The organism is Arthrobacter sp. UYEF20, assembly GCF_040546335.1.
In the GTDB taxonomy this organism is placed as follows: Bacteria; Actinomycetota; Actinomycetes; order Actinomycetales; family Micrococcaceae; genus Arthrobacter.
In genome coordinates this window covers 310,504-336,924 of the sequence record NZ_JBEPNP010000002.1, presented here as the reverse complement: position 1 = coordinate 336,924, position 26,421 = coordinate 310,504, and the positions used below count along the sequence as shown (strand labels likewise).

General features: G+C 68.1%; 20 protein-coding genes and 2 tRNA genes. 5 read left to right on the top strand and 17 right to left on the bottom strand.

What is annotated here, in order from left to right; genetic code table 11:
• A complete protein-coding gene (murA, locus tag ABIB26_RS04040; RefSeq protein ID WP_354239790.1) occupies positions 1-1,326 on the bottom strand; it encodes a UDP-N-acetylglucosamine 1-carboxyvinyltransferase in 1,326 nt (441 codons plus the stop codon).
• Between the two features lie 352 nt (positions 1,327-1,678).
• Here murA and ABIB26_RS04035 point away from each other — a divergent pair, with 352 nt between their 5' ends.
• Together ABIB26_RS04035 and ABIB26_RS04030 are read left to right on the top strand one after the other, a co-directional pair.
• On the top strand, positions 1,679-2,989 hold the full coding sequence (locus ABIB26_RS04035; RefSeq protein WP_354239788.1) for a hypothetical protein: 1,311 nt from the start codon (positions 1,679-1,681) through the stop codon (positions 2,987-2,989).
• 291 nt (positions 2,990-3,280) lie between these two features.
• A complete protein-coding gene (locus tag ABIB26_RS04030; protein ID WP_354239786.1) occupies positions 3,281-4,870 on the top strand; it encodes an HNH endonuclease in 1,590 nt (529 codons plus the stop codon).
• A gap of 344 nt (positions 4,871-5,214) precedes the next feature.
• Here ABIB26_RS04030 and leuD read toward each other — a convergent pair whose 3' ends face one another.
• Positions 5,215-5,817: a 3-isopropylmalate dehydratase small subunit gene (leuD, locus tag ABIB26_RS04025; RefSeq protein ID WP_354239785.1), complete on the bottom strand. Its 603-nt coding sequence runs from the start codon at positions 5,815-5,817 to the stop codon at positions 5,215-5,217.
• Positions 5,818-5,873: 56 nt separating this feature from the next.
• The gene (gene leuC / locus ABIB26_RS04020; protein ID WP_354239783.1) at positions 5,874-7,328 is read right to left on the bottom strand and encodes a 3-isopropylmalate dehydratase large subunit; all 1,455 of its coding nucleotides are present in this window, start codon (positions 7,326-7,328) and stop codon (positions 5,874-5,876) included.
• Positions 7,329-7,453: 125 nt separating this feature from the next.
• Here leuC and ABIB26_RS04015 point away from each other — a divergent pair, with 125 nt between their 5' ends.
• From ABIB26_RS04015 to ABIB26_RS04005, 3 genes are all read left to right on the top strand, one after another.
• A complete protein-coding gene (locus tag ABIB26_RS04015; protein WP_354239781.1) occupies positions 7,454-8,173 on the top strand; it encodes an IclR family transcriptional regulator in 720 nt (239 codons plus the stop codon).
• A gap of 97 nt (positions 8,174-8,270) precedes the next feature.
• Positions 8,271-8,807 (top strand): DUF1697 domain-containing protein, encoded by a 537-nt coding sequence (locus ABIB26_RS04010; RefSeq protein WP_354239779.1) that lies wholly within the window; start codon positions 8,271-8,273, stop codon positions 8,805-8,807.
• Positions 8,808-8,895: 88 nt separating this feature from the next.
• Positions 8,896-10,503 carry a hypothetical protein gene (locus ABIB26_RS04005; protein WP_354239777.1) on the top strand — a complete coding sequence of 536 codons (1,608 nt, stop codon included), beginning with the start codon at positions 8,896-8,898 and terminating at the stop codon, positions 10,501-10,503.
• A 24-nt stretch (positions 10,504-10,527) separates the two neighbouring features.
• On the opposite strand, the gene ABIB26_RS04000 is transcribed toward ABIB26_RS04005, so the two are convergent.
• The 14 genes from ABIB26_RS04000 to ABIB26_RS03935 form a co-directional block, all read right to left on the bottom strand.
• Positions 10,528-12,156: a GTPase gene (locus ABIB26_RS04000; protein ID WP_354239775.1), complete on the bottom strand. Its 1,629-nt coding sequence runs from the start codon at positions 12,154-12,156 to the stop codon at positions 10,528-10,530.
• On the bottom strand, positions 12,153-13,877 hold the full coding sequence (locus ABIB26_RS03995) for a dynamin family protein (protein WP_354239862.1): 1,725 nt from the start codon (positions 13,875-13,877) through the stop codon (positions 12,153-12,155). Before ABIB26_RS03995 ends, ABIB26_RS04000 begins: the two co-directional genes overlap by 4 nt.
• 191 nt (positions 13,878-14,068) lie before the next feature.
• Positions 14,069-14,141 (bottom strand) — tRNA-Glu (locus tag ABIB26_RS03990).
• Between the two features lie 64 nt (positions 14,142-14,205).
• A tRNA-Gln gene (locus ABIB26_RS03985) sits at positions 14,206-14,277 on the bottom strand.
• Positions 14,278-14,416: 139 nt separating this feature from the next.
• Positions 14,417-15,169 (bottom strand): HAD family hydrolase, encoded by a 753-nt coding sequence (locus ABIB26_RS03980; protein ID WP_354239860.1) that lies wholly within the window; start codon positions 15,167-15,169, stop codon positions 14,417-14,419.
• A 2-nt stretch (positions 15,170-15,171) separates the two neighbouring features.
• On the bottom strand, positions 15,172-16,683 hold the full coding sequence (gene gltX / locus ABIB26_RS03975; RefSeq protein ID WP_354239773.1) for a glutamate--tRNA ligase: 1,512 nt from the start codon (positions 16,681-16,683) through the stop codon (positions 15,172-15,174).
• Positions 16,684-16,717: 34 nt separating this feature from the next.
• Entirely contained in the window at positions 16,718-16,966 is a 249-nt protein-coding gene (locus ABIB26_RS03970; RefSeq protein ID WP_354239772.1) for a hypothetical protein, read from the bottom strand.
• Positions 16,967-16,999: 33 nt separating this feature from the next.
• Positions 17,000-17,776, bottom strand: a complete 777-nt coding sequence (locus ABIB26_RS03965) for a fumarylacetoacetate hydrolase family protein (RefSeq protein ID WP_354239770.1) — start codon at positions 17,774-17,776, stop codon at positions 17,000-17,002.
• Positions 17,777-17,797: 21 nt separating this feature from the next.
• Complete coding sequence (locus tag ABIB26_RS03960) at positions 17,798-18,595, bottom strand: MBL fold metallo-hydrolase (protein WP_354239769.1); 798 nt, start codon at positions 18,593-18,595, stop codon at positions 17,798-17,800.
• 74 nt (positions 18,596-18,669) lie between these two features.
• Positions 18,670-19,782 carry a branched-chain amino acid aminotransferase gene (locus tag ABIB26_RS03955; protein ID WP_354239767.1) on the bottom strand — a complete coding sequence of 371 codons (1,113 nt, stop codon included), beginning with the start codon at positions 19,780-19,782 and terminating at the stop codon, positions 18,670-18,672.
• 172 nt (positions 19,783-19,954) lie between these two features.
• Positions 19,955-21,007, bottom strand: coding sequence for a 3-isopropylmalate dehydrogenase (locus ABIB26_RS03950; protein ID WP_354239766.1), 1,053 nt, complete (start codon positions 21,005-21,007; stop codon positions 19,955-19,957).
• 282 nt (positions 21,008-21,289) lie between these two features.
• Positions 21,290-22,849: a methionine--tRNA ligase gene (gene metG / locus ABIB26_RS03945; protein WP_354239764.1), complete on the bottom strand. Its 1,560-nt coding sequence runs from the start codon at positions 22,847-22,849 to the stop codon at positions 21,290-21,292.
• A 9-nt stretch (positions 22,850-22,858) separates the two neighbouring features.
• Entirely contained in the window at positions 22,859-23,626 is a 768-nt protein-coding gene (locus ABIB26_RS03940) for an ABC transporter ATP-binding protein (RefSeq protein WP_502913616.1), read from the bottom strand.
• A complete protein-coding gene (locus tag ABIB26_RS03935) occupies positions 23,623-26,412 on the bottom strand; it encodes an ABC transporter permease (protein ID WP_354239762.1) in 2,790 nt (929 codons plus the stop codon). The genes ABIB26_RS03940 and ABIB26_RS03935 overlap by 4 nt, the downstream gene beginning before the upstream one ends.
• Positions 26,413-26,421 lie beyond the last annotated feature (9 nt).

Here is a 26,421-nt window from a genome sequence, read left to right as displayed (position 1 = left end):
CTACTCGGCTGCGGAGATGTCGAAATCGGCGCCAAGCCCGGCGAGCTTCTCGGTGAAGCGCTCATAACCGCGGTTGATGATGTCGATTCCGGTGACCCGCGAGGTGCCGGTGGCCGCGAGGGCCGCGATCAGGTGGCTGAACCCGCCGCGCAGATCGGGCACGTCGATGTTGGTGCCGGTCAGCTGCGTCGGGCCGGAGATCACGGCGGAATGCAGGAAGTTGCGCTGGCCGAAGCGGCACGGCACGCTGCCGAGGCATTCGCGGTGCACCTGGATGTTGGCGCCCATCCGGATCAGGGCATCGGTGAATCCGAAGCGGTTCTCGTAGACGGTCTCGTGCACGATCGAGACACCCTCGGCCTGGGTCAGGGCGACGATCAGCGGCTGCTGCCAGTCGGTCATGAAGCCGGGGTGCACGTCCGTTTCGAGCACCAGCGGGTTGAGCTTGCCGCCCCGGTGGTAGAAGCGGATGCCGTCGTCGCCGATGTCCATTCCGCCGCCGACCTTGCGGTAGGTGTTCAGGAAGGTCATCATGTCGCGCTGGGTGGCGCCCTGGACAAAGATGTCGCCGCGCGTGACGAGGGCCGCCGAGGCCCAGGAAGCGGATTCGTTGCGGTCCGAGAGCGCGCGGTGGTTGTAGCCGCCGAGGTCCTGGACGCCTTCGATCCGGATGGTGCGGTCCGTCTGGACGCTGATGATCGCGCCCATTTTCTGCAGCACGGCGATGAGGTCCACGATTTCCGGCTCGGTGGCCGCGCCGGCAAGCTCGGTGATGCCTTCGGCGCGGGTGGCGCTCAGCAGCACCTGCTCGGTGGCACCGACGGACGGGTACGGCAGGGAGATTTTGGACCCCTTGAGGCCCTGGGGCGCAGAGATGTGGATGCCGCCGGGCCGCTTTTCCACGACGGCGCCGAACTGGCGGAGCACGTCCAGGTGGAAGTCGATCGGGCGGTCGCCGATCTTGCAGCCGCCGAGGTCAGGGATGAAGGCCTCGCCAATCGCATGGATCAAGGGCCCGCAGAGCAGGATCGGAATGCGGGAGTCTCCGGCGTGGGCATCGATTGCCGTGTGGGAGGCCGTCTTCGCGTTGGTCGGGTCCAGGGTCAGGTCCCCCGTGACGGGATCCTTCTCCACCGTGACACCATGGAGCTGGAGCAGGCTGGTGACAACCTCGACGTCCTTGATTTCAGGGACGTTGCGCAGCACGGACGGCTCGTTGCCCAGCAGGGCGGCGACCATTGCCTTCGGGACAAGATTCTTTGCCCCTCGCACGGTGACGCGGCCAGTCAGCGGGACGCCTCCGCGGATTGTCAGAACACTACTCATTTACCGGTTTCCTCACGACTACTCGCCCCCAAATCCTTACAAACGCTCCAGCTAAGCATAGGAGCTTGCCCTACCGATCCGAAATATGGGTTGGTTTGACAGGGGCCACGTTGGTGGCGTGGCCTGCCCTTGCGCTTACGAGCCGCCGTCCCGGCGGCAGATCCGTATTGTGCACCGCGTGTTGGAATGCGCGGGAGGCAGGCTGGGGTCTCACGCCCGCTACAATCACGAGGTCCGTCGTTCGCGGACGCAATAATTGCGGCGGTCTCGCCGCGCGAGCCTGGGGGGCCTGTTGGTGAGCACCAACATTAAATCTGGAACCGCCGTCGCCGTTTGTCTGGCGATCTTTACAATGCTTTCGCTTATCACGGCACTTTCGCTTATCATGGCGCCGGTCGCCAGCGCAGCTTCGGATATCACCGGGCCCGTACTCGTCAGTTCCACCGTGACGCCGAAGTCGCTGAACATCGCCACGGGGCCCGCCGCCGTTAAGATCACCGTTCGCCTGACCGACCGGACCGGAACCAGCGACCCCGTCCTCAGCGTCAGCCACGATGGCACCGGGCAAAGCCACGGCTTTGGCCGCATGACCCTCGTCTCCGGCACCGCCAAAGACGGAACCTGGGAACGATCAGTCGCAATCCCCAAGGGCTCAGCCACCGGCAACTGGACCGTGACGCTCTTCCCGCTCACTGACACCCTCGGCAACGGCTCCGGCGGCTTCCGGGACCTCGCCACCCTCACCGTCACCGGGACGCCGTCGGATATCGCAGGGCCCGTACTCGTCAGCTCCACCGTGACGCCGAAGTCGCTGAACATCGCCACGGGGCCCGCAACCGTTAAGATCACCGTTCGCCTGACCGACCGCACCGGAACCAGCGACCCCGTCCTCAGCGTCAGCCACGATGGCACCGGGCAAAGCCACGGCTTTGGCCGCATGACCCTCCTCTCCGGCACCGCCAAAGACGGAACCTGGGAACGATCAGTCGCAATCCCCAAGGGCTCAGCCACCGGCAACTGGACCGTGACGCTCTTCCCGCTCTCCGACACCCTCGGCAACGGCTCCGGCGGCTTCCTGGACCTCGCCACCCTCAACGTCACGGCGACCATTCCTAAGCTTTCCCTGACAGCTGCGCCTGTACCCATCGTGGCGGGAACAACAAAAGTCGGCTCGACCCTCACCGCCGCCGCAGGGACTTGGTCCCCCGCGCCCGTCACGCTGAGCTACCAGTGGTACCGGTCCGGCGTCGCGATCACCGGCGCCACCGCCGCCACATACAAGCCCACGGCCAGCGACGCAGGGAAGACCATGACGGTTCGCGTAACCGGCAGCAAGAGCGGCTACAGCACCGCAGCCAGAACCTCCGTACCCACGGCGACGATCACGGCCCGCGCACTGACGGCGCCCACACCGTCGGTGACAGGCACGGTCAAAGTCGGCTCGACCCTCACCGCCGCCGCGGGGACTTGGTCCCCCGCGCCCGTCACGCTCAGCTACCAGTGGTACCGGTCCGGCGCCGCGATCACCGGCGCCACCGCTGCCACAAAGAAACTCACAGCGAGCGACACAGGCAAGACCATGACGGTTCGCATAACCGGGACCAAGACGGGGTTTACCACCGCAACCAAAACCTCCGCAGCAACGCGCGCGGTGGCGGGCTAGCGGAACCTGTCCCGGCGCAGGCTGCCGGGCCCGGCCGGCTGACCTGCCGACCTGCTGACCTGCTGACCTGCTGACCTGCTGACCTGCTGACCAACGCATGGTGCCCCCCCAACGCACGGTGCCGCCGTCGACAGATTTCAACGGCGGCCCGTTGCGTTGGAAGTGCGGCACCAAGGTCGAGCCCTGACGAGGGCATGAACGCCAGCCTTGGCGACGGCGGCCCGTTGGGTCATGAATTCGTCAGTTTCCCACGACCTCTTTATTGTCTGACCCCACTTCTAGACTGGGTTCATGGACGGCAAGCGGGAGCCCGAAGTGGTTCCGGGAGGACGGTGCGGCGCTGGGGGCGGCGCGACGGTCCCGGACGTCGTCCGCCTGCTCGGTACTGTCCGGCCCTGCCACACCACGGACGACGACGGCGGCGCCGGGCTGATCGACCAGCTCCGGCAGCTGGAGGACCTGAAGTCCGCCGCGGCCGCACTGCAAGCACGTGTTGCGGTCGCCTTCGATGCCGCCCAGCGGCGGGTCCAGCGCGCGGCGGGGATGCCGGCGGCCGAACTCGGGGCCGGGGTCGCGGCGCAGATCGCCCTGGCCCGGCGCGAATCCCCGGCCCGCGGCGGCCGGCTCCTGGGCCTGGCCAACGCCCTCGTCACCGAAATGCCCCACACGTTGGCCGCCCTGGACACCGGGCAGCTCAACGAATGGCGTGCCACACTGCTCGTGAAGGAAACCGCCTGCCTGAGTGCGGCGGACCGCTGCGCCGTGGACGAGGAACTGGCCGCCGATATGGGCACCTTTGACGGGGTCGGGGACCGCGCCATCGTTGCCGCCGCCCGGAGCGCCGCCTACCAGCTGGACCCCCGCTCCATCACCCAACGCGCCAGCCACGCCGCCACCGAACGGCACGTCAGCCTCCGCCCGGCCCCGGACACCATGTGTTACCTCACCGCACTGCTCCCCGTCGCCGAGGGCGTCGCCGCGCACGCCGCCCTCACCCGCCACGCCGCCGCGCTCGTCGCCAGCGGGGACCCCCGCTCCCGCGGCCAGCTCATGGCCGATGACCTGGTTGAACGCATCACCGGGAAGGCCGGTGGAATCAGCGGCATCGAGATCCAGCTCGTCATCACCGACCGCACCCTGTTCCAAGGAGACAGCGAACCCGCGAGGCTCCCCGGCTACGGCATCGTCCCCGCCGGCTGGGCCCGGAACCTGCTCCAGGACACGCACGTCGGCGACGGCGGCACGCGTGGCGGTGCAGGCGGAAGCAGCAGCGCAGGTCCGGCCGGTGACGGCAAGCTGGACGGACGTCGCCGCGGGGACGGCGCCGGCGGCGACAAAGAAATGGACATCTGGCTCCGCCGGCTCTACACCGCCCCGGCAACCGGAGACCTCGTCGCGATGGACTCCCGCGCCCGGCTCTTCCCCGCCGGGCTCCGCCGCTTCCTCCAAGTCCGGGACAGCACCTGCCGCACCCCCTACTGCGACGCCCCCATCCGGCACATGGACCACGTCATTCCGTGGTCTGAAGGCGGAACGACCAGCGGAGGAAACGGCGCCGGAGCCTGTGAAGCCTGCAACCACACCAAAGAAAACCCCGGCTGGACCGCACGGCCACGTCCTGGGCCTGCCGGCAACAATAGTCACAGGCACACCCTCGACCTCAGCACTCCCACCGGCCACAGCTACCACTCCACCGCGCCACCACTGCCCGGAACAGCCATTTCCCGGGGCACGGCCATGACCCGAAAACCAGGCGGACCGCGGGACCCGGGCGGACCTCCGGACACCACGGACCCCGCCGGTGGACGCCGCAGGAAGGAACTCAAGCACAAGGTGAAAGCACAAAAACGGCCGCGCCCAGCGAGGCAGCCAGCGGCCTGATCCGGCCTTGCCCGGCGAGGGCCTCGTTAAAAGAAGTGTCGCCGTCAGAAGTGCCGCCGTCAGAAGTGCCGCCGTCAGGAGTGCCGCCGTCGAACTCGACGGCGGCACCTCGACAATCGAAGCGGCACTTCGACAGTCGAGGCGGCCGGGGGCCTGGGTGTCGGACGGGCCGAACGGGCCGAACGGGCGGAACGGTGACAGTGGCGCTGCAGCGGTCCCGGCTACAGAAAAAAGCAACGCGGGTCATTTGCGGCCCATCCCAAGTCTCCGGATGGTCCTCAAGTGACCCGCGTTGCAGCGGTGGTGTGGTGCTGTGGTGCGATGCAGTGGTGCTGTGAAGAGTGTCAGGACAGCTTGGCAGGCAACGTCTTCGGCATGAAGGCGGGCCGGGTGGCCTCGAAGGCGGTGATGTCTTCCTCGTGCTTGAGGGTCAGCCCGATGTCGTCCAGGCCCTCCAGCAGGCGCCAGCGGGTGTAGTCGTCGATCTCGAACGGTGCCACGATGTTGCTGCACTGCACGGTCTTGGAGACCAGGTCCACCGTGACCTCGGTGCCGGGCGCGTTTTCGAGCTCTTTCCAGATGAGCTCAATGTCGTCCTGGGCCAGTTCGGCGGCAAGCAGGCCCTGCTTGCCGGAGTTGCCCCGGAAGATGTCCGCGAAGCGCGAGGACAGCACGGTCTTGAAGCCGTAGTCCTTCAGCGCCCAGACGGCGTGTTCCCGGGATGACCCCGTGCCGAAATCGGGTCCGGCCACCAGCACGGATCCGGCGTCGAAGGGTGCCTGGTTCAGGATGAACGCCGGGTCCTTGCGCCACGCAGCGAAGAGGGCGTCCTCGAAGCCCGTGCGGGTGATGCGCTTGAGGTAGACGGCGGGGATGATCTGGTCCGTGTCGACGTTGCTCTGGCGCAGCGGTACACCGATTCCGGTGTGGGTGGTGAACTTTTCCATGCGGATCCTTCCGGGCTGTGTGGATCGAAGGCTGTGTGGATCGGGGCTGTCGGCAGCTACGCTGCGTCGATGCGGGTGGCAACGGACTCGGGAGCGGGCTCCAGATCCGACGGCGAGCTCAGGGTGCCGCGCACCGCCGTCGCCGCTGCTACCACCGGCGAAACCAGGTGGGTGCGGCCGCCCTTGCCCTGGCGGCCCTCGAAGTTGCGGTTGGACGTGGAGGCGCAGCGCTCCCCCACTTCCAGCTGGTCCGGGTTCATGCCCAGGCACATGGAGCAGCCGGCGAAGCGCCATTCGGCCCCGAAGTCCTTGAAGACCTTGTCCAGCCCTTCGGCCTCGGCCTCGAGGCGCACGCGGGCGGAGCCGGGAACCACGAGCATCCGGATGTTCGGGTCCTTGGTACGGCCGCGGATGATGTCCGCGGCGGCCCGGAGGTCCTCCATCCGGGAGTTGGTGCAGGAGCCCAGGAAGACCGTGTCCACCCGGATGTCCCTCATTGGCGTGCCGGCTTCCAGGCCCATGTATTGCAGCGCGCGTTCCGCCGCGGCCTTCGCGTTCTCGTCACCGAAGTCCTCGGGCGAGGGCACCTTCGCGGAGAGGGACACGCCCTGGCCGGGGTTGGTTCCCCAGGTCACAAACGGCTCCAGGGTATCGGCGTCGAGGTCCACCTCGACGTCGAACGTGGCGTCATCGTCCGTGCGCAAGGTGTTCCAGTACTCGACGGCGGCGTCCCACTCGGCGCCCTGGGGCGCGTGCGGGCGGCCGTCCATGTAGTCGTACGTCGTCTGGTCCGGGGCAACGAGCCCGGCGCGGGCGCCGGCTTCGATGGACATATTGCAGATGGTCATCCGGGCTTCCATGGACAGCGCCCGGATCGCGGAGCCGCGGTATTCGAGCACGTAGCCCTGCCCGCCGCCCGTGCCGATCTTGGCGATGACGGCCAGGATGATGTCCTTGGCGGTAACCCCCGGACGCAGGGTGCCCTCGACGTTGATGGCCATGGTCTTGAACGGCTTCAGGGACAGGGTCTGGGTGGCCATGACGTGCTCCACCTCGGAGGTGCCGATGCCCATGGCCAGCGCGCCGAACGCCCCGTGCGTGGAGGTGTGCGAGTCGCCGCAGACCACGGTCATGCCCGGCTGAGTGAGGCCCAGCTGCGGGCCCACCACATGGACGATTCCCTGCTCGGCGTCACCGAGGGAGTGCAGGCGGACGCCGAACTCCTGGCAGTTGTTCCGCAGTGTCTGGATCTGGGTGCGGCTGGTCAGATCGGCAATCGGTTTGTCGATGTCCAGCGTCGGCGTGTTGTGGTCCTCGGTGGCGATGGTGAGGTCCGGCCGGCGCAGCTTGCGGCCGGCCAGGCGCAGACCTTCGAAAGCCTGCGGGGAGGTCACCTCGTGCACCAGGTGGAGGTCGATGAAGAGAAGATCTGGCTGGGCGTTGGCTCCTTCGCCGTCCCCCTTGCGCACCACATGGGCGTCCCAGACTTTCTCGGCCAGTGTCTTTGCCACGGCCTTCTCCCTTCACTGCGGTGATTCGTACTTGCCGACTTGTCTTCTCCACTGAATCAGCAGTCCCCCGCACCGCGCCAGCGAAATGACTTGCATCTCAGATAATGAGACGGCAATATCATTACATGGACAATTCTAGTGGAGTCGGCGTCATCGATAAAGCGGCCCATGTGCTTGACGCACTTGAGGCCGGCCCCACCACCCTGGCGCAGCTTGTGGCCGCCACGGGACTGGCGCGACCCACCGTGCACCGGCTTGCGCTGGCACTGGTCCACCACCGGCTCGTCAGCCGCGATATCCAGGGCCGGTTCGTCCTCGGCAGCCGCCTCGTGGAACTCGCCGCCGCCGCCGGCGAGGACCGCCTGATCGCGTCCGCCGGACCGGTCCTGATGCAGCTGCGCGATGCCACCGGGGAGAGCGCCCAGATCTTCCGCCGGCAGGGCGACTGGCGCGTGTGCGTCGCCTCCGCCGAGCGTCCCATCGGCCTGCGCGACACCATTCCCGTCGGCACGCAGCTGTCCATGAAAGCCGGTTCCGCCGCCCAGGTGCTGCTCGCATGGGAGGACCACGACCGTCTCCTGGAAGGCCTGCAGGCAGCCCGCTTCACGCCCACCGTCCTGGCCGGAGTACGACGCCGGGGCTGGGGACAGAGCCTCGGTGAACGCGAGCCTGGGGTCGCCTCAGTGTCCGCCCCCGTCCGCGGACCGTCCGGCCGGGTGATCGCCGCCGTCTCGATTTCCGGGCCCATCGAGCGCCTGACGCGCCAGCCCGGCCGGCTGCACGCCGAAGTCGTGTGCACCGCCGCCCGCGTCCTGACCGAGGCGCTGCGCAAGACGAGCGACTGACCGCCGCGCTGCGGCTGCCGCCAAGAGCGATGCTGACCGCAGCCGGCTGACGGCAGCGGTGCTGACCGCAGCCCGGCGGAGAGCATAGGCTGTGCGCATGAACAGCTATGCGGTGTTCCTGCGCGGCGTCAACGTGGGCGGGATCAACATCAAGATGGCCGAGCTCAAGGAAGCCTTGAAGGCCCGGCCTTTTTCCGGGGTGAAGACGCTGCTCGCCAGCGGCAACGTGGTGCTTGCCAGCGAACTGCCGCCGGCCGGGGTCAAGGCCGAGTTCGAAGCCTGCCTCCGGGAGGCCTTCGGCTACGACGCGTGGGTGGTGGTGCTGGATGCAGGGCGCGTGGCGGAGCTGGTGGCGGCGTGCCCCTACCCCGCGGACGATGCCTCCACCCATACCTACCTCACCATTGCCTCGGACCCGGAGGTACTCACGGAGCTCCACCACGCCGGAACAGCTTTGGACGGGGTGGACCTGACCCGTCTGGGGCCGGAGGCCATGGCCTGGCTGGCCCCCGCGGGCGGCACGTTGGACAGCCCGTTCAGCAAGCTGTCCTCGAAGCCGAAGTACAAGGCCACCACCACCACGCGGAACCTGCGCACCATGATCAAGGTCCGCGACGCCGCTATGGTGGTCTGACTGAAGCCGCACGACCATAGATTTTTCAAGGCTCCCTGGTCCACGATGGCCGAGGAAGCGCTGTAAGCCGGGTGAAAGACGGATCGTCATGTTCGTGACACGTAGAAGCGCCATAATCGCCGGAGGTCTCGGACTAGCTGCCGCCCCTCAGGGTATCCAGGGCGTCCAAGGCGTCCAAGGCGTCCAAGGCCAAGCCACCACGGCGCTGGATCCCCGATCCGGCCAGGGCGGAGTTTTCGTCAACGCCCGGGATTACGGGGTGACCGGCAACGGAACCACGGATGACCGGGCGGCGTTGCTGGCGGCGGCGAACGCGGCGGTGGCCCTCGGCTACCCGCTGACCATTCCGGCCACCTTCACCATGATCCTCGGCGCTCCCCTGGTCCTCCCCGCGGGGCTCCGGCTGCACACCAACGGCGCGAGGTTCCGGGCCCGTGCCCAGACCGGCCGCGTCCCGCAGATCCGGATCGGCTCGCACACCACCGTCACCGGCGGCATCTACATCACCACACTGGGCGGCGCCAGCGGCTCGGGCCTGTCCATCCAGGATGCAACGAACGTCCGGATCGACGTGGTGGATGTCGAATCGACCACCCCGGGGCAGGGCAGCGGGAACGTCCGGGACAATGGGCTGAACATCAACGGCTCCAGCTATGTCACCATTGACCGGGCCCGGATCAAGAACTTCGACTACGCCCTGTTTGCCGAGACTGTTCCGAACCTGACGATCAACTGGCTCGAAATCGAAAGGTACGTCCGCGGCGCGGACTTCCGCGACGTATCGCACCTCCGCCTCAACGGCGGCTGGATCCGAGGCGCTTCGCCGAACTCGAGATACACGCCCGGACACAACGGGATCCTGCTGGAATCGAATAACCCGGCCGAAGACCTCCGCATTGACAACGTGGCCGTGCACGACGCCGGCGAGCACGGTTTCCGGATCTCCGGCCCGGCGCAGATCAAGAACCTTTGGATCAACAACTGCTCCGCCATCAACTGCACCGGCACCGGGTTCAAGGTCCTCGGCAGCCTTCGCGCCTTGAGCGTCTACAACGAGAACCTGTTCCTTCTGAACTGCCTCGCGGAAGACTGTGGCCTCGTGAACCGGAACACGTGCGGGTTCCTGATCCAGATGGCCAACTACGTCAAGATCGTCAGCCCCATCGTCCGCAACCGGAACAAGGCAAGTTCGGGGCACTCCGGTATCCGCGTCGGCGGCGTGACGCACCTGCAGATCACCGATCCGGACATCCGGAAAGCCAACAACTACGGCATCTTCATCGATTCCGAGCTGGGCAACGTATCCGATGTGAAGATCAACGGCGCGATCATCGACCAGGCGACAGGGTGGGCGGTCTACCTCTCCAACGGTCAGCCCGGCGGGGCCGCAAACAAATTCAACAATCTCGAGATCGACGCCACAATCAACATCACGGACGCCAAGGCCGGCGGCTTCTACGCCGGCAAAGGCACCTACGCCGTTGAGGGGTCCTGGACGGGATTCAACCGGGTAGCCCTCCGGTTCCAGGATTCGGTGGTCCAGACCGTCTCGGCGTCGGCCTCGTCCCGGCAGTTCCACGCGGACATCATCGGAAAGAAGAATACGGCCGCGGTGTTCAAGAACGGTTCACGCTGGACGGACACGGCTACCGGAAACTGCCTGCTCGTCAGGGCCGGTGCCTGGGTGAGGACCTAGCGCCACCCCTGCCTGTGGCTCGGCCTAACGCGCAGCGGCCTGCAGGGCCTTCCGGAAGGAACGAAGCCGGCCGGCCTCGGCGTCCACCGGCTCCACCACGAGTTCCTGCGCCACGGCTGCGACGGCGGCCCTGAGCCGCTTCCGGGCCGACGCCCCGCGGGCCCGTGCGGCGGCGCCCGCAATGAACTTCGCCGCGATCGCGAGGACGATGCCCAGCAGCGCTCCCCCGGCGATCATCACCGTGGGAACCGGCCAGCCCTGCACCAGCGGTACGTCCGGCACGGGCAGCTGCAGATACCCCAGTGCGGCCAGGACACCGAGCCAGGCAAACCCACCCAGCGCCGTCAGCAGAGCCAGCCACTGGATGACGTTGAAGACCATCCACCACCATGACTTCCTGCCCGCTTTGAGATCCGTGGACGCGATCGCCTGGTCCAGGGCATCCGGCAGCTGTTCCCTGCCGTCGCGGGCCGCACCGCGGATGACCGCCCGCCACGGCCCGGGGGCGCCGTCGGATGCCGCGTCGGCGAATTCGCGGACGGCGGCATCGGTGCGGGCCCGCTCCGGAGCGCCGGCCGGCGGCAGTGAGGTCCGGTTCAGCTCCGGTTTGGCACCGTCCCGGCGGAGGTTCAGGCGTCTCAGCGGATCGGGGCGGAACCGGACCAGCCAGCGCGTCACCGGCCAGCCGGTGCGGCGGGCGGCTTCCTGCCGGTAGGAGCGGACCACGGCGTCCACCACGAGCGGGACGTTTGCGGCAACCGCGAGTTCCTCCGCCAGCCGCGCCTTCGAGGCACCGTTCACGCCCACCGCCTCCCCCTCGCCAGAGGCTTCGGCGAGCCGGGCCGAGACGCGCGTGACATCCGCGGCCAGACGCAAGGAGAGGGCCTGGCGCTGGGTGGCCGCCTGGCGGATGGCGGCCCGGACCTTGTCCACCCCGGTGCCCACCACGGCCGACGCGCCCAGGACCTGGACCTTGCCCAGGCCGTCGCGCGCCAGGATGCCGTGCAGGGATTCCAGCACGGGCCGCACCTCGTGATCCGGCAACCGGTCCACCTGGTTAAGCACCACGAGGGTGACTGCCCCGTGGGATGCAAAGGGCGCCAGGAAGTCATTGTGCACCGCGGCATCGGCGTATTTCTGCGGATCGAGCACCCAGACGAGGACATCCACGAGCCCCACCATCCGTTGCACGATCTCCCGGTTGGCTGCCCGTGTGGAGTCGAAGTCCGGCAGGTCCAGCAGGATAAGGCCCGTGCTCTCGTCGGCGAAACCCGGCACCGGCGTGGCATGGTGCCGCTGGCGGACCTCAAGCCAGTCCAGCAGGGGCTCGCTGCCTTCGGCGCCCCAGATGCCGGCGAGCGGTTCCGAGGTGGTGGGCCGCCGGGCCGCCGCCGTCGCAACCTCTTCGCCGCTGACTGCGTTGAAGAGGGAGGACTTTCCGCTGCCGGTCGCACCGAAGAACCCCACCACGGTGTGCTCCGCCGAAAGGGAGCGCCGCGAGCTGGCACGCTCGATCACCTCCAGGGCTTCCTGCAGGATTTCCTCCGGAAGGGCGCCCGCTGCCAGCCCGCGTGCCTCGTCCAGGGCTTCGAGCCGGCGGTGCAGTTGGGAGGCCTCGCGGGCGGCGCTGTGGCGGTTCCTGCGGAGGTTCATGCGGCGGCCGCCAGGCGGCGGAGCGCGGCGGCACGGCCGGCGAGGACGTCCGGGGGCGCCCCTTGTGGGACGTCCAGCCGGGAGAGGAAGCGCTGCTGTTCGGTGCGGAGCAGCTTCTGGCAGCGGGCGTGCAGGTCCTCGCGCGCCGTTTTGGCGAGCCGGCGGACCGCGTCCTCGCCGAACACTGCTTCCAGCAGCCGCTGCCCGACGACGGCCGTGCCGCCGGCGACGCCGATCTCGAGTCCGGTCAGGCCGGCGGTCATCGAAAACACCACGATCATGAGGGCCGCACCGAGGCCGTTGATGCCGAAGGACAGCCAGCGGGCCTGGGTGCGTTTGCCCTGGCCTTCGGTCCGGATGAGCTCCATGAGGCTCCCCTGCCATGCCCGGATCTCGGCAGCGACTGTCTCGGAAAAGCCCTCCGAGGTCCCGGAGAGGTCGTCGCTGCCCAGCAGCTGGCGGCCGGCCGGGTCGGACCGCCAGCGCTGGTCCGCGTCTTCCGCGGCGTGGGCGGCTTCATCGATGATGACGGCCTGCAGCCCGGTTTCGATGGCCGTCTCCACCCTGACCGCCGGAGTCGGCTCGCCGCGGAAGAAGGCACCCATCCGGTCCCGGAGCCGGCCGATGTTCTGTTCCATGGCCCGGAAGAACTCGCCGGTGCCGACGAAGTCCTGCCAGCGGGCCAGGACCTCACCGCGCAGCAGCGCTCCGTCCCGGGTGGCCTCGAGGATTCGCGCCACGGCATCCTGGTAGGCGCCGCGGGCGTCTGCAGCGAGGATTCCGGCCGCACGCTGCTGGGCCCCGGCCGCCAGCGCCACCGCCTCCACGCGTCCGCCAAGCGCCTTGACGGTTCCGTTGAGCGTCCGCCGCGCGATCTCGGACCGCCCGGCGGCGTCCGCGGCGAGCTCCCGGAGCCAGGTCCGCAGCGGTTCCACGGCGTCGGCGGGCAGCATGCCCATCGGGTCCAGCGCCACCTCGGGCACCACGAACAGCCGGGCTTCGCCGAGCCCTTCCCTGCTGAGCATGCCCTGAAGGTCGGCCCGGACCTCCGCCTCGGCGGCCGGCGGCACCCGGTCCAGCACCACGGCCACCATGATGTCCCGGGAGGCGGCGTCCAGCAGCAGCCGCCAGGGGACGGCGTCGGCGTAGCGGTTGGCGGTGGTGACGAACACCCACAAATCGGCGGCGGCGAGCAGCTGGCCGGCCAGCTTGCGGTTGTCATCCGAGATGGAGTCGACGTCGGGGGCATCCAGCAGCGCGATCCCCGGCGGCACGGCGCCGTCGGAGACCAGCACGAGGGAGGAGATCGCGGCCGCGTCGGGAGTTGGCCCGGCCTGGCTGGCGGGCAGGGGGCTGCTCACGAGGCTGCCACGGATCCGGTGCAGGCTCGGCAGGACCCGCTGGTCCTCGAACCAGGCGGCGTCCGAGGGGTGGTGCAGCAGGATCGGCTGGCGGGTGGTGGGCCGGATGGCGCCGGCGCGGGTGACGTTGTGCCCCACGAGTCCGTTCACCAGGGTGGACTTCCCGGCGCCGGTGGAGCCGCCCACCACGGCGAGCAGAGGCGCGTCGAGGCTGCGGTAGCGGGGCAGGATGTAGTCATCCAGCTGGGCCAGGGCGTTGCGGATGTCCTGCCGGGCCTGCGCGGCGTCCGGCAGGGCCAAGGGCAGGGCGATGGCGGCCAGCTCGGCGCGGACCGCTTCCAGGAGTTCGACGGCGGCCAGTTCGACGGCGGCGCCTGGCTGCCCTGCCGACCCTGCCGGTAGTGGCGGTACCTGGCTCCCGGTGTCACCGGGGATCTCTTCGGACGTCACTGCATCATCATGCCAGTTCCGCTCCGGTACCCGGGCTCAGGTCTCCGGTCTCAGGGGAATGAAAAACGGCCCCGGGCTGATGCCCGGGGCCGTTTGATCTGTGACCCCAGCGGGATTCGAACCCGCGTTACCGCCGTGAGAGGGCAGCGTACTAGGCCGCTATACGATGGGGCCGCGTACTCTCCAGAACAGCTTCGCAGCCGTTCGTGCTCAGTGAATATTTCAGCCACTCAGCAAGCTGGGATACCAGGACTCGAACCTAGAATGACGGTACCAGAAACCGTAGTGTTGCCAATTACACCATATCCCAATGGAACTTTCGGGCCGGTTTCACGGGTTCAAACCCGCGCTCCCGGCGCCTCAGCACGAGTAATTACTTTACCCGAGAGTTTTCCATCGCACAAATCGGCCTCGTTCGGCCGTCCGTCCGGCCGTCCGTTTGGGGGCTGTCAGGCCGGCAGGTCCAGCAGTTCCTGGAGTTGCAGCAGGGAGCCGACCTCGTGGCCGGTGTAGCCCGGGGCAGGCTCGCCGCTGCGGTTCAGCCAGACTCCCAGCAGTCCCGCCGCCGTCGAACCTTCCGCGTCGAGCAGGCGGTTGTCCCCGACGTACAGGGTCTCGCCCGCCCCGGTGCCGAGGCGCCGGACTCCCTCAAGGTAGATGGCGGGGTCCGGCTTCGGCACGCCGAGGGTGTCCGTCCCGACCAGCACGCCGATGCGTTCCAGCCCGGCGGCGTCGAGTTTGACGCGCTGGTAGTCGTGCACGTTGTTGCTCACGGCCCCGTACGGGATGCCGGCCGCGTCCAGGGCGTCCAGCAGCGGCGTGACGTCGTCGAAGGCCCGGATGTAGCCGTGTTGCTGGCTCGCATAGGAGCTCACCCAGTGGTGGGACTGCTCGCCCTCCTCCAGCTCGACGCCGAAGTGCCCCAGGGCCGCCCGGCCGCGGAGCAGGCGCTGCTCGTTGAAGCTCAGCTCGCCGGTCAGGTAGCGGTCGTAGAAATGGGTGGTCTCGCGGGTGAAGATCCGTCCGAACTTCTCCCATCCGGCCTGGTCCAGGCCGGGCAGGAGATGTTCGCTGGCGTCACGCACGGCGGCCGTCATCGCGAATTCCAGGTCCACCAGGGTGTCGTCGATGTCGAACAGGACGCCGCGGATGAGGCCCAGTCCGCTCGCCAGGACGCCGTTCGTGGTCTCGGGTGCGGGCATCATCAGCCGCGGAAGGCCCGCAGGCGGGCCAGGGAGGAATCCTTGCCGAGGATCACCATGGATTCGAACAGCGGCGGGGAAATGCGGCGGCCGGAGATGGCCGTGCGCACCGGTCCGAAGGCCAGCCGCGGCTTGACGCCGAGCCCCTCCACGAGAGCTTCCTTCAGGGCAGTCTGGATGTTCTCCGCGGTCCAGTCGGCAACCGGCTCCAGAGCCGCGAGGGCGGCGTCGAGGACCTCTGCCAGGTTCTCCGGAAGCCCCTTGCGGGCGTCGTCGGCGACGTCGATCGCGTCGTCGTTCTTGAACAGGAAGGCGAGCATCTCGGGGGCTTCGCCCAACAAGGAGATCCGCTCCTGGATCAGCGGCGCCGCTTCGGCGAGGATCCCGTCCTGGCGGGCGGTGAGGCTCTCGCCCACGAACCCGGCCGCGCGCAGGTACGGGACCAGCCGGCCGCGGAAATCCTCGGCGTCGAGCATCCGGATGTGGGTGCCGTTGATGGCCTCGGCCTTCTTGATGTCGAAGCGGGCCGGGTTGGCGAGCACGTCGTTGACATCGAAGTTCTTAATCAGCTGCTCCACGGTGAAGATGTCCTCATCGGCGGAGAGGCTCCAGCCGAGCAGCGACAGGTAGTTCAGCAGGCCCTCGGGGATGAAGCCGCGGTCGCGAAGCAGGAACAGGTTGGACTCCGGGTCGCGCTTGGAGAGCTTCTTGTTGCCCTCGCCCATGACGTAGGGCAGGTGTCCGAAGACAGGCATGTAACTGGCGACGCCGATGTCCATCAGTGCGCGGATCAGGACCACCTGGCGCGGGGTCGAGGAGAGCAGGTCCTCGCCGCGGAGCACGTGGGTGATCGCCATGAGGGCGTCGTCCACCGGGTTGACCAGGGTGTACAGCGGGGAACCGTCCGCGCGGACAATCACGTAGTCCGGGATGCTGCCGGCCTTGAAGGTGATCTCGCCGCGGACCATGTCGGTGAAGGTGACGTCCTCGTCCGGCATCCGCACGCGGAGCACGGGCTTGCGGCCCTCGGCCTGGAACGCCGCGAGCTGCTCCGCGGAGAGCTCGCGGTCGAAGTTGTCGTAGCCGAGCTTGGGGTCGCGTCCGGCGGCGCGGTGGCGGGCCTCGACTTCCTCCGGCGAGGAGTAGCACTCGTAGGCGTAGCCGGCGTCCATCAGCTGGGCAACGACGTCCTTGTAGAGGTCCAGGCGCTGCGACTGGCGGTAAGGCTCGTGCGGGCCGCCGACTTCCACGCCCTCCTCCCAGGTGATGCCGAGCCATTTGAGGGCCTCGAGCAGCTGCTGGTAGCTCTCCTCCGAGTCGCGCGCCGCGTCCGTGTCCTCGATGCGGAACACGAAGGTGCCCTTGGTGTGGCGGGCGTGGGCCCAGTTGAAGAGGGCCGTGCGGATCAGGCCGACGTGCGGGGTGCCGGTCGGCGAGGGGCAGAACCGGACACGGACCGGAGTGTCGGCGGTGACTTCAGTGTGGGCGGCGTCGGGCGCAGAAGGAGTAGTCATAGTGCCACCAACTTTACCGCCTGCCCCGCACGCATTACCGGCGGCCGGCCCCGCGCCTCCGCCGCCAGCTCCGACCCCAGCCACCCAGCGCCCGCACGAGGTAGTACCCGGCCAGGGCCAGGCCGGTCGCGAGGAATACCAGGGCAAGCCATTGCGGCCCGTCGAGCCAGTGAACAGCCCGGGCCGCCATCGCGAACGTGCCGATGGACGCCAGTGCGTAGAGCGGGAAGGAGTTGCCGCGCCGGGACCCCGCCCGGGGTCCGCGCCATCCGCCGTCGTTCAATGCCTGTTCCCGCGCTCTGGCTAGCGGCTCTGGCTAGCGGCGGACGATGGGGTTGGAGAGGCGGCCGATTCCCTCGATCTCCACCTCGAAGCGGTCACCGGCCTGGACCAGACCGACGCCGGCCGGGGTGCCGGTCATGATGACGTCGCCGGGCAGCAGCGTGAAGGCCTGCGAGACGATGGAGACGAGTTCGCGGACGCCGCGGATCATCTGGCTGGTGCTGCCGTCCTGGCGCAGTTCGCCGTTGAGCCGGCCCTGGATCTGGAGGTCCTCGGTGTCGAGTTCGGTCTCGATCCACGGCCCCAGCGGGGCGGAGGTGTCGAAGCCCTTGGCCCGGGCCCACTGCAGGTCCGTCTTCTGGACGTCGCGGGCGGTGAGGTCGTTGCCGCAGGTGTAGCCGAAGATGACGTCGTCGACGCGTTCTTCGGGGACATCCTTGCAGATCCGGCCGATCACGACGCACAGTTCCGCTTCAAAGGACACTTCCTCGGAGAACTCCGGCAGGATGACCGGATCATTCGGGCCGATCACCGAGGTGTTCGGCTTCAGGAAGAGCAGCGGCTGCTTCGGGACCTCGTTGCCGAGTTCCTCGGCGTGCTCGGCGAAGTTCCGGCCCACGCCGATGACTTTGCTGCGCGGAATGATCGGGGCCAGGAGGCGCACGTCTTCGAGCTTGTGCCTGACGGCGGTGCGTTCCACACCGTGGAAGAAGGGGTCGCCGACGATCACCGTGACTTCCTCACCGCCGGGCTCACCTTCAACAATGCCGTAGAGGGGATCAGAATCGACTACAAACCGGGCGATACGCATGGGTCCAAGCGTACCGTCTCGCTAGCGCGTGCTTCCGCCGGACCGGAGGTAGTGCAGCTGGGCCGCCACGGAGAGTTCCGCCGCCGGACGCACGGCGGGGTCGACGGCGGCGTAGACGGCGTCGGCCACGTCCGTCACCTCCGCAGCTGCGCCCAGGTCCGCGAGGGCGGAGCGGATCTGGGCGAGGCGGTCCTCGCGGTGGTCCCGGTAGGCGCGGACGATATTGTCCAGGGCGGGCAGCATCGGTCCGTGGGCCGGCAGGACGGTCGCCGGGCCCAGTTGTTCCAGCCGGTCCAGCGAGGTCAGGTAGTCGCCCAGCGTACCGTCGGGGTAGTCCAGGACCGTGGTGCCCAGGCCCAGGATGGTGTCGCCGGTCAGGACCGAGCCTTGGGCGCCGTCGTGCGGAAGGTGGAAGCAGACAGAGTCCGAGGTGTGCCCCGGCGTCGCCAGTACCCTGATTTCGACCCCCGCGGCGTGCAGGACTTCGCCGTCCTGCAGAGGGCTGCCGCCGTGGCAGTGGGCGGGGTCGGCTGCACGCACCGGCGCGCCGGTCAGTTCGGCGAACCTGGCGGCGGCCGCGCTGTGGTCGGCATGGCGGTGCGTGATGAGGATGAGTTCCACCGTTCCGGCGTCCGCGAGCTCCTGGAGGTGCTGCTCGTCCAGGGGGCCGGGGTCGACCACCACCGTGGCCGCTGATCCGGGGGCACCGATGACGTAGGAATTGGTGCCGTGCAGGCTCATCGGCCCCGGATTCGGGGCAAGCCGGAACCGCGTCAGTGCTGTGCTGCGGACAACGTCGCGGGAGTCTTCGGGGATCACAGTTCCATCTTCCCAGAACGACGGCGGCCCCGCACCCAAGGTGGGAGGCCGCCGTCGGGCATTGCGAAAATGCCTTAGGCGAGGCGGGTCAGCCAGCCGTGGGTGTCCTCGACGGTGCCGGTCTGGATGCCCAGGAGCTGCGCGCGGATGGCCATGGTGGTCTCCCCCGCCGCCGCGTCCTCGGAGCCGATGAACTCCGTGCTGTCCTTGAGCACGCCGATGGGCGTGATGACCGCGGCGGTGCCGCAGGCGAAGACCTCGGCGATCTCGCCGGAAGCCACGCCGTCGCGCCATTCGTCGAGGGTGATCTTGCGTTCGGTGACCTCGCGGCCCATGTCCCTGGCCACCTGCATCACGGACATCCGGGTGACGCCTTCAAGGATGGTTCCACTCAGCGCCGGGGTGACGAGCGAGCCGTCTTTCATCACGAAGAAGACGTTCATCCCGCCGAGTTCCTCGACGGCGTTGTCGTTGAACGGGTCCAGGAAGAGGACCTGCTTGCAGCCGTGCGCCTCAGCTTCCTGCTGGGCGATGAGCGACGCGGCGTAGTTGCCGCCGCACTTGGCGGCACCGGTTCCGCCGCGGCCGGCGCGGGCGTACTCGCGGGAGATCCAGATGGAGATGGGCTTGAGCTCGCCGCCGAAGTAGTTGCCGGCCGGGGAAGCGATGACGCGGAAGGACACCTCACGGGCGGCACGGACACCGAGGAAGGCCTCGGTGGCGATCATGAACGGGCGCAGGTACAGAGACTCGCCGTCGCCGGCGGGCACCCATTCCTTGTCCGCCGAGACGAGCTCGCGGATGGCGGCCAGGAAGTACTCCTCGGGGAGTTCGGGGAGTGCCAGCCTGCGCGCGGAATTGTTCAGGCGCGCGGCGTTGACCTCGGGGCGGAAGGTCCAGATGGAACCGTCGGCGTGGCGGTAGGCCTTGAGGCCCTCGAAGATTTCCTGGCCGTAGTGCAGCACCGCCGCAGAGGGGTCCAGCGAGATGGGACCGTAGGCTTCGACGCGCGCATCGTGCCAGCCGCCCTTGCCCCTGGGGTCGACGCTGTAGTCGACGATCGCGGTGTGGTCGGTGAAATAGTCGCCGAAACCCGGGTTCGCCAAGATGGCCGCACGCTCTTCAGCGGACTTCGGGGTCGCCGACAGCTGCTGGGTGAATTCGACGCCATGGGCAGTCTGAGTCATGGTTCCTCCACGGTCGGCTGCCTGGTGTGTGAACGTGGTTCAACCTCGGACCACGGCAGCATGTTGGTGATTCGAAACAGTTTACGCCCGAACGCGGGCCCTGGAGGGCGGCCCTCCAGGGCCCCGGCTACGGGGCGGCCTTACGGTGGCTGGGTCTACAGGGCTGCGTCTACTACAGGGCTGCGGCGATGGCGTCGCCGACGGCGCTGGTGCTGCGGAAGCCGCCGTCGCGGTTGGCGACGTCGGCGACCACTGCTGCCTCGATCTTCCGGGCCGCGCCGGCATGGCCGAGGTGGTCCAGCAGCAGCGCGGCAGAGAGGATGGCTGCGGTGGGGTCAGCCTTCTGCTGCCCCGCGATGTCCGGTGCGGAACCATGCACGGGTTCGAACATGGACGGCGCGGTGCGCTCCATGTTGATGTTGCCGGAGGCGGCCAGCCCGATCCCGCCGGTCACCGCGGCGGCGAGGTCGGTGAGGATGTCGCCGAAGAGGTTGTCCGTGACGATCACGTCGAAGCGTGCCGGGTCCGTCACCATGAAGATCGTGGCGGCGTCGACGTGCAGGTAGTCGTGGGTGACCTCGGGGAATTCCTGCGCCACGGCTTCCACGGTGCGCTTCCAGAGGTGGCCGGCGAACACCAGGACGTTGTGCTTGTGCACGAGGGTCAGGTGCTTGCGGGGGCGGTCGTTGGCGCGGCGGAAGGCGTCCCGGACCACGCGCTCCACACCGTGGGCGGTGTTCAGCGAGACCTCGGTGGCGACCTCGTGCGGGGTGCCGGCGCGTAGCGTGCCGCCGTTGCCCACGTAGGGTCCTTCGGTGCCTTCGCGGACCACGATGAAGTCGATGTTTCCAGGATTGGCGAGCGGGCTGGCGACGCCGGGGTAGAGGCGCGAAGGCCGCAGGTTGACGAAGTGGTCGAGGCTGAAACGCAGCTTGAGCAGCAGTTCGCGCTCGATGATGCCGGAGGGGATCCGGGTGTCGCCCGGGGCCGCCCCCACGGCGCCGAAGAGGATGGCATCGCGGGTGCGGAGGTCTGCGAGGGTCTCCGCCGGCAGCGTCTCCCCCGTTTCGAGCCAGTGCTGGGCACCGAGCTTGTAGCGGGTCTGATGCAGCACGATTCCCTCGGCCGCGGCCGCCTTCGCCAGGACCTTCAGGGCTTCGGCCGTGACCTCGGGGCCAATGCCGTCGCCGGGGATAACGGCCAGATCTATCGTGGATGCGCTCATGTTTTCAGCGTAGCCAAGTCATCCACATGCTGGTCAAGTCGTCTCATTATCCGAACACCCCCTCAGACGCTCCCGCACGTCCTGTCGTCGTCGAACACCAGACGCTCCCGCACCTCCCGTCGTTTAATCCGAAACGCTCCCTCACCCATTTTTCAAAGGTGAGGTAGCGTCTCCCGGAACAGCGCAAGAGGTGAGGGAGCGCTTCCCGGAACAGCACAAGAGGTGAGGGAGCGTCGCCCGGAACAGCGCAAGAGGTGAGGGAGCGTCGACAGGGCTGAGAGGCTACCCCTCGGCGGGTTCCTCGTACTTGGGGAAGACCGGCGCCGGGGCCGGCAGCACGGTGCCCGCGGCGATGGGAGTCCCAAGAGCCGCGAACTCGCGTGCCTCCCCCTCGGGCTGGCCGAGAGTGTCGAGGATGGCCGCGGCCGCCGTCGGCATCACCGGCTGGGCGAGGATCGCGACGATCCGGAGCACCTCGAGGGTGACGTAGAGGACCGTGTTCATGCGTTCGACGTCGGTCTTCCGCAGCACCCAGGGCGCCTGCTCGGCGAAGTAGGCGTTGGTGTCCCCCAGCACGCCCCAGATCGATTCCAGCGCGCGGCTGAATTCCTGCTTCTCGAAGGCGGCGCGGGAATGCTCCAGCAGGCCGTTGGCCTGGCCCAGCAGCGCGGCGTCCTCGGCGGTGAACGCGCCGGGGACCGGAACGCGGCCGTCGCAGTTCTTGGCCACCATGGACAGCGACCGCTGGGCCAGGTTGCCGAAGTTGTTGGCGAGGTCGGCGTTCATCCGGCCCACGATCGCGTCGTGGCTGTAGGAGCCGTCCGCGCCGAAGGGGACTTCGCGGAGCAGGAAGAAACGGACCTGGTCGAGGCCGTACTGCGCAACCCAGTCAGCGGGCGCCACTACGTTGCCCAGCGATTTGGACATCTTGACGCCCTGGTTGTGCAGGAAGCCGTGGATCATGACGCGCTTGGGCAGTTCCAGCCCGGCGGACATCAGGAAGGCCGGCCAGTAGACCGCGTGGAAGCGCGAGATGTCCTTGCCGATCACATGGACGTCGGCCGGCCAGTACTTCTGGAACAACTCGGACCCGGTGTCCGGGAAGCCGACGCCCGTCAGGTAGTTGGTCAGCGCATCCACCCAGACATACATGACGTGGTCCGGGTTGCCGGGGACCGGGACGCCCCAGTCAAAGGAGGTGCGGCTGATGGACAGGTCCTCCAGGCCGCCCTTGACGAAGCTGACCACCTCGTTGAAGCGGTTGTGGGGCGCACCAAAGGAAGGGTGGTCCGCGTAGAGGGCCAGCAGCCGGTCCTGGTAGGAGGCGAGCTTGAAGAAATAGCTTTCCTCCTCGGTCCAGGTGACTTCGGTGCCGGTTTCGGAGGCGTAGCGGAGGCCGTCGGCCCGCACCTCGGTCTCGTCCTCCACGAAGTAGCGTTCGTCCCGGACCGAGTACCAGCCGGTGTACTTGGACAGGTAGATGTCCCCGTTGGCTTCCATCCGCTCCCAGAGGGCCTTGGCCGCCTCGTAGTGGTCCGGATCGGTGGTGCGGATGAAACGGCTCAGGGAGATGCCCAGGTCATCGCTCATCTGGCGGAACGCGGCCGAGTTGCGGTCGGCAAGCTCCTTGACCGGGATGCCTTCCTTCTCCGCCGTCTGCTGCATCTTCAGGCCGTGCTCGTCCGTGCCCGTCATGAAGAAGACGTCATAGCCGTCCAGCCGCTTGAAGCGCGCCATCGCATCCGTGGCGATGACCTCATAGGCGTGGCCGATGTGCGGCACGCCGTTGGGGTAACTGATGGCCGTTGTGATGTAGAACGGGGTCTTTTCGGAAGTTGTCACGGGATTAACCTAGATCAGTTCGGTCAGGGTATCGCTCTGGCGGACCAGTTCGTGGTCATGCGACGCGACCAGGACGGCGATGCCGTCCGAGGTGGTGTCCTTGAGGATGCTGATGATGCGGTTGGCCGCGGAGCGGTCCAGGCTGGCCGTCGGTTCGTCCACCACGAGCACCCGGGTGCCGAGGATCAGGGCCCGGGCGATCGCCACGCGCTGGCGCTCACCGCCGGAGAGCTGGGCCGGGCGGTGGCGCATGCGCCGGCCCAGTCCCACGAGGTCCAAAAGGTCCTTGGCCATGTCGCGGCGCTTGTCCACCTCGCCGTCCGGAACGGCCGGGAGCAGGACGTTTTCCAGGGCACTCATCCCGTCGATGAGGGCACCGCCCTGGTCCACGTAGCCGATCAGGGCGCGGCGGCGGTCGGCGATTTCGTCGTCGCCCATGCTTTCGAGCGAGTCGCCTTCCCAGAACACCCGGCCCGACGTCGGCAGGGTCAGGCCCGCGCCGACCGTCAGGATGCTGGTCTTGCCGGAGCCGGAGCGGCCGGCGATGCAGTGCATCTCGCCGGCATGCAGCGTCATGTTGAAGTCGTCCACCACGTTGACCGCCTCCGCGCCGCCCTTGCCGCCGCCGTAGTGGATGGTGATATTGCTCAGTTCCAGCGGCGTGGCGTGGTCCGTCACCTTCACGATGGTGTTGGCGCGGGTCTTGTGGGCACCGCGGCGGGTGCTCTTCGTCATCCGGTCGTGAGCCGCCCGGTCAAGGTTCAGGTCGTTATTCATCGGACCACTTTCGTTGCAATGGGAATCCAGCAGAGTACAGCCACGAGCCCGGCGACAGCGGCCCAGAGCGCGGCATAGGGAGCCAGGAGCAGTCCGATGCCCAGGGCGCCGACAACGCCCAGCGGCAGTGCAACCGCACCCACCATGGCGTTTTCGAAGAACCGGACTTGGCCGAGCATGTCAGGGTTCCAGCCCATCGCCTGCAGCGTGCCGAGGTACTGGCGCTTGGCCTGCAGCTCGAACCGGCCGGTGACCATGGTCAACAGCAGACCCACGGCCACGCCGGAGACTCCCAGGATGATGCTCGGCAGCGTGATGCTGGCCGCGGCCAGGCCGCCGAGCGCACTCGCGCCGGCTGCCCGGGGGATGTCGATCAGCAGCGCGATCAGCCCGCCCACCGCCGCCCCGAAGACCCCGACGGCGACGGCCAGGGAGACGGTGTTGAACTTGTTGGTGCTCAGCTGCCGGTTCGCGAAGGTCAGCGGCGAGTCAACGGCGATGAGGCGTTCGTCGTGCTGCGGTTCCTGGTCGATGACCTCACGGTGCCGCAGCTGCTGCGCGGCGAAGAGGGCGGCGCCCACGTAGAGCGCCACGACGGAGGCGGAGACAATGGCTGTTGCAAGGTTCCAGCTGATCAGGCTGAGGACGGTTCCGGCGATGGCCAGCAGGGCCGCCCCGACGCCGAATTCTGCCAGCACCCAGGAGCGGATCTTGCGCTGGGTCCAGCCCATGGCACGCAAGGTTCCGGCCTCGCTGCGGCGTTTGCGCACGTAGCTGACGGTGGAGGCACCGGTCAGCAGCGCGGCGCCGCAGAGTGTGATGAACAGCAGCGTCAGGTTTGTCCCGGTCAGCGATCCGGACACGGCGTCCGCGGCGTTCTGCCGGACCCATGACTGTTGCACCGTGCCGAGCGGGGACTCCTTGCCGGCGTCGTCCTTGGAGTAGCCGGGCACGGAGATGCCGGCGTCCTCACGGGCGGAACCGGCAACGACTGTCGCCTGCAGGCCCATGTCGCGGATGTCGTTGGCGAGCTTTTCCACCTCGGGCTGCGCCTGCTTCCAGCTGCCGGGCACCTTGGCGCGGACGCGCACGGCATCGATCACGTTGGCGTTCTGGTCGAAGCCGCGGGCTGCGGCCAGGCCGTAGTAATCGGTGATGGCACCGGCGGACTGGCTTGCCAGGCCGGTGGCGCTCAGCGAGGGCTTGAGTTCGGTGTTCTGGACGTCCTTGCCGGACGCGTCCTTCGTCAGGGTGAAGGGGGTCGGATCGTAGCCGCCGAGCGGGAGGCGGTTGACGTCGCCGGCAGCATTCTTGACCTGGCCGGCGTCGAAGGTCCCGTAGACCATGGCGAGCGGCGTGGCCAGCTTCTTGCCGGTTTCAAGGTTGTCCCGGTAGGAGCGTTCGTCAACCGGTGCGCGCTGCGTCTGGTCGACGGCGTCGCCGTTGGCGGCCTTGTCCGGCAGGCGGTTCACCGTGACCCACTCGCCGGGGGTGGCGCTCTTGTCCACGGCACCGTTGCCGGCGGTCTCGCCGTCCGTGTATTTGGGGGCGGCAGCGAAGTTGGTGCTCCAGGTGGCCGGATTGTAGAGGCCCTGGCTGAAGGTACCGGTGTCGCCCATCAGCTGCGACAGGTCCTTGGAACCGGGCCAGGCCAGGGAGAACGGGGACTTGGAGACGAACGGGAGGTAGTCCTTGTCCAGCGAGCGGGTGACCGTGCCGACGTCCTTGGTGACTTTCCCGGACGCGTCGATCTCCTCGATCTTGACCGAGTACTTCAGATCCAGCGAGGTGCCCGAGCGGACGATCAGCGGGATGGCCTGCGAATCGGCGGTCAGCTGGCCGCTGCGCTTCGCCTGCTGGTACTGGCTCATCAGCGGGGCCCAGTACTTGAGCTTGACGCCGAGGAAGTCCGGGCCTTCCTTCAGTTGGTCCATGCCGATGCCGCTGGTGAAAAGGCTTTCGAAGTGGCGCCCGATCGCGCCGGCGTTGCGGGCGTCTGCGGGCGGCGCCTTCTCCAGCGGGGCCAGGAAGTCACCTGCCGTGCCGAGCAGGGCGCGCTCCGAGACGGGGTCGACGGCGACGACGGATTCGCTCACCTGGGGCGCCTGCGGCAGCGCGACGGAGAGGTTGAAGAGGTTGTGCTCCGAGCCTCCGGCCGGGGCGGGGAACTTGATGCCGGTCTCCCCCGCCGGGCCGGCGATGCGGACGTTCTTGCCGCCGGCTACCTGCTCTTCGATGAGCTTGGCCTTGCCGAGTGAGCCCTCGGCCATCGTCTTGAACAGGGTCTGGTCGGAGTGTCCGTCCGAGCTGACGGCGCTGGCCGTGAGGCGGTACTTCTTGGGCGTATCGGACAGGACGGACTCGGCGGCCGGCCACTTGCTCGGATCGGTGGCGCTCGGATCTCCGGCGGTGCCGGCCAGTCCAGCGTTGAAGCCCAGGTAGTCGGTGGCTTCCAGCCGCGGGGCTTCCAGGTTCTGGGTGACCCGGGAGACGAGGCTGATCGGGGCAGCCACGGAGGTGCCGGCGAGTCTCCGGATGGAATCCAGCTGCTCGAAGCTGACGCCGCCCTGGCCGGTGGCGATCTCCGGCTTCATCAGGCCGCCGTTGTCGTCGGCTTTCGCCTGGACGAGCACGTCGTAGAGCCCCCGGGAGTTCTGGTCAACGGTCCGGTTCAGCGCAGCCTGCGACTGCCCCTGGACGAGGACCGAAAGGCACATGGCCACGATCAAAATGGACGCGGTCAGCAGAAGCACTCGGCTTCTGATGAACCTCTGGACGGCGTTCATTGGGCTCCT

What these genes read in the sequence shown, in the direction of transcription:
- murA (WP_354239790.1), bottom strand. Translation starts at nt 1,326, where the DNA reads ATGAGTAGTGTTCTGACAATCCGCGGAGGCGTCCCGCTGACTGGCCGC.
- ABIB26_RS04035 (WP_354239788.1), top strand. Translation starts at nt 1,679, where the DNA reads ATGCTTTCGCTTATCACGGCACTTTCGCTTATCATGGCGCCGGTCGCC.
- ABIB26_RS04030 (WP_354239786.1), top strand. Translation starts at nt 3,281, where the DNA reads ATGGACGGCAAGCGGGAGCCCGAAGTGGTTCCGGGAGGACGGTGCGGC.
- leuD (WP_354239785.1), bottom strand. Translation starts at nt 5,817, where the DNA reads ATGGAAAAGTTCACCACCCACACCGGAATCGGTGTACCGCTGCGCCAG.
- ABIB26_RS04015 (WP_354239781.1), top strand. Translation starts at nt 7,454, where the DNA reads ATGGACAATTCTAGTGGAGTCGGCGTCATCGATAAAGCGGCCCATGTG.
- ABIB26_RS04010 (WP_354239779.1), top strand. Translation starts at nt 8,271, where the DNA reads ATGAACAGCTATGCGGTGTTCCTGCGCGGCGTCAACGTGGGCGGGATC.
- ABIB26_RS04005 (WP_354239777.1), top strand. Translation starts at nt 8,896, where the DNA reads ATGTTCGTGACACGTAGAAGCGCCATAATCGCCGGAGGTCTCGGACTA.
- ABIB26_RS04000 (WP_354239775.1), bottom strand. Translation starts at nt 12,156, where the DNA reads ATGAACCTCCGCAGGAACCGCCACAGCGCCGCCCGCGAGGCCTCCCAA.
- ABIB26_RS03980 (WP_354239860.1), bottom strand. Translation starts at nt 15,169, where the DNA reads ATGCCCGCACCCGAGACCACGAACGGCGTCCTGGCGAGCGGACTGGGC.
- gltX (WP_354239773.1), bottom strand. Translation starts at nt 16,683, where the DNA reads ATGACTACTCCTTCTGCGCCCGACGCCGCCCACACTGAAGTCACCGCC.
- ABIB26_RS03965 (WP_354239770.1), bottom strand. Translation starts at nt 17,776, where the DNA reads ATGCGTATCGCCCGGTTTGTAGTCGATTCTGATCCCCTCTACGGCATT.
- ABIB26_RS03955 (WP_354239767.1), bottom strand. Translation starts at nt 19,782, where the DNA reads ATGACTCAGACTGCCCATGGCGTCGAATTCACCCAGCAGCTGTCGGCG.
- ABIB26_RS03950 (WP_354239766.1), bottom strand. Translation starts at nt 21,007, where the DNA reads ATGAGCGCATCCACGATAGATCTGGCCGTTATCCCCGGCGACGGCATT.
- ABIB26_RS03940 (WP_502913616.1), bottom strand. Translation starts at nt 23,626, where the DNA reads ATGAATAACGACCTGAACCTTGACCGGGCGGCTCACGACCGGATGACG.
- ABIB26_RS03935 (WP_354239762.1), bottom strand. Translation starts at nt 26,412, where the DNA reads ATGAACGCCGTCCAGAGGTTCATCAGAAGCCGAGTGCTTCTGCTGACC.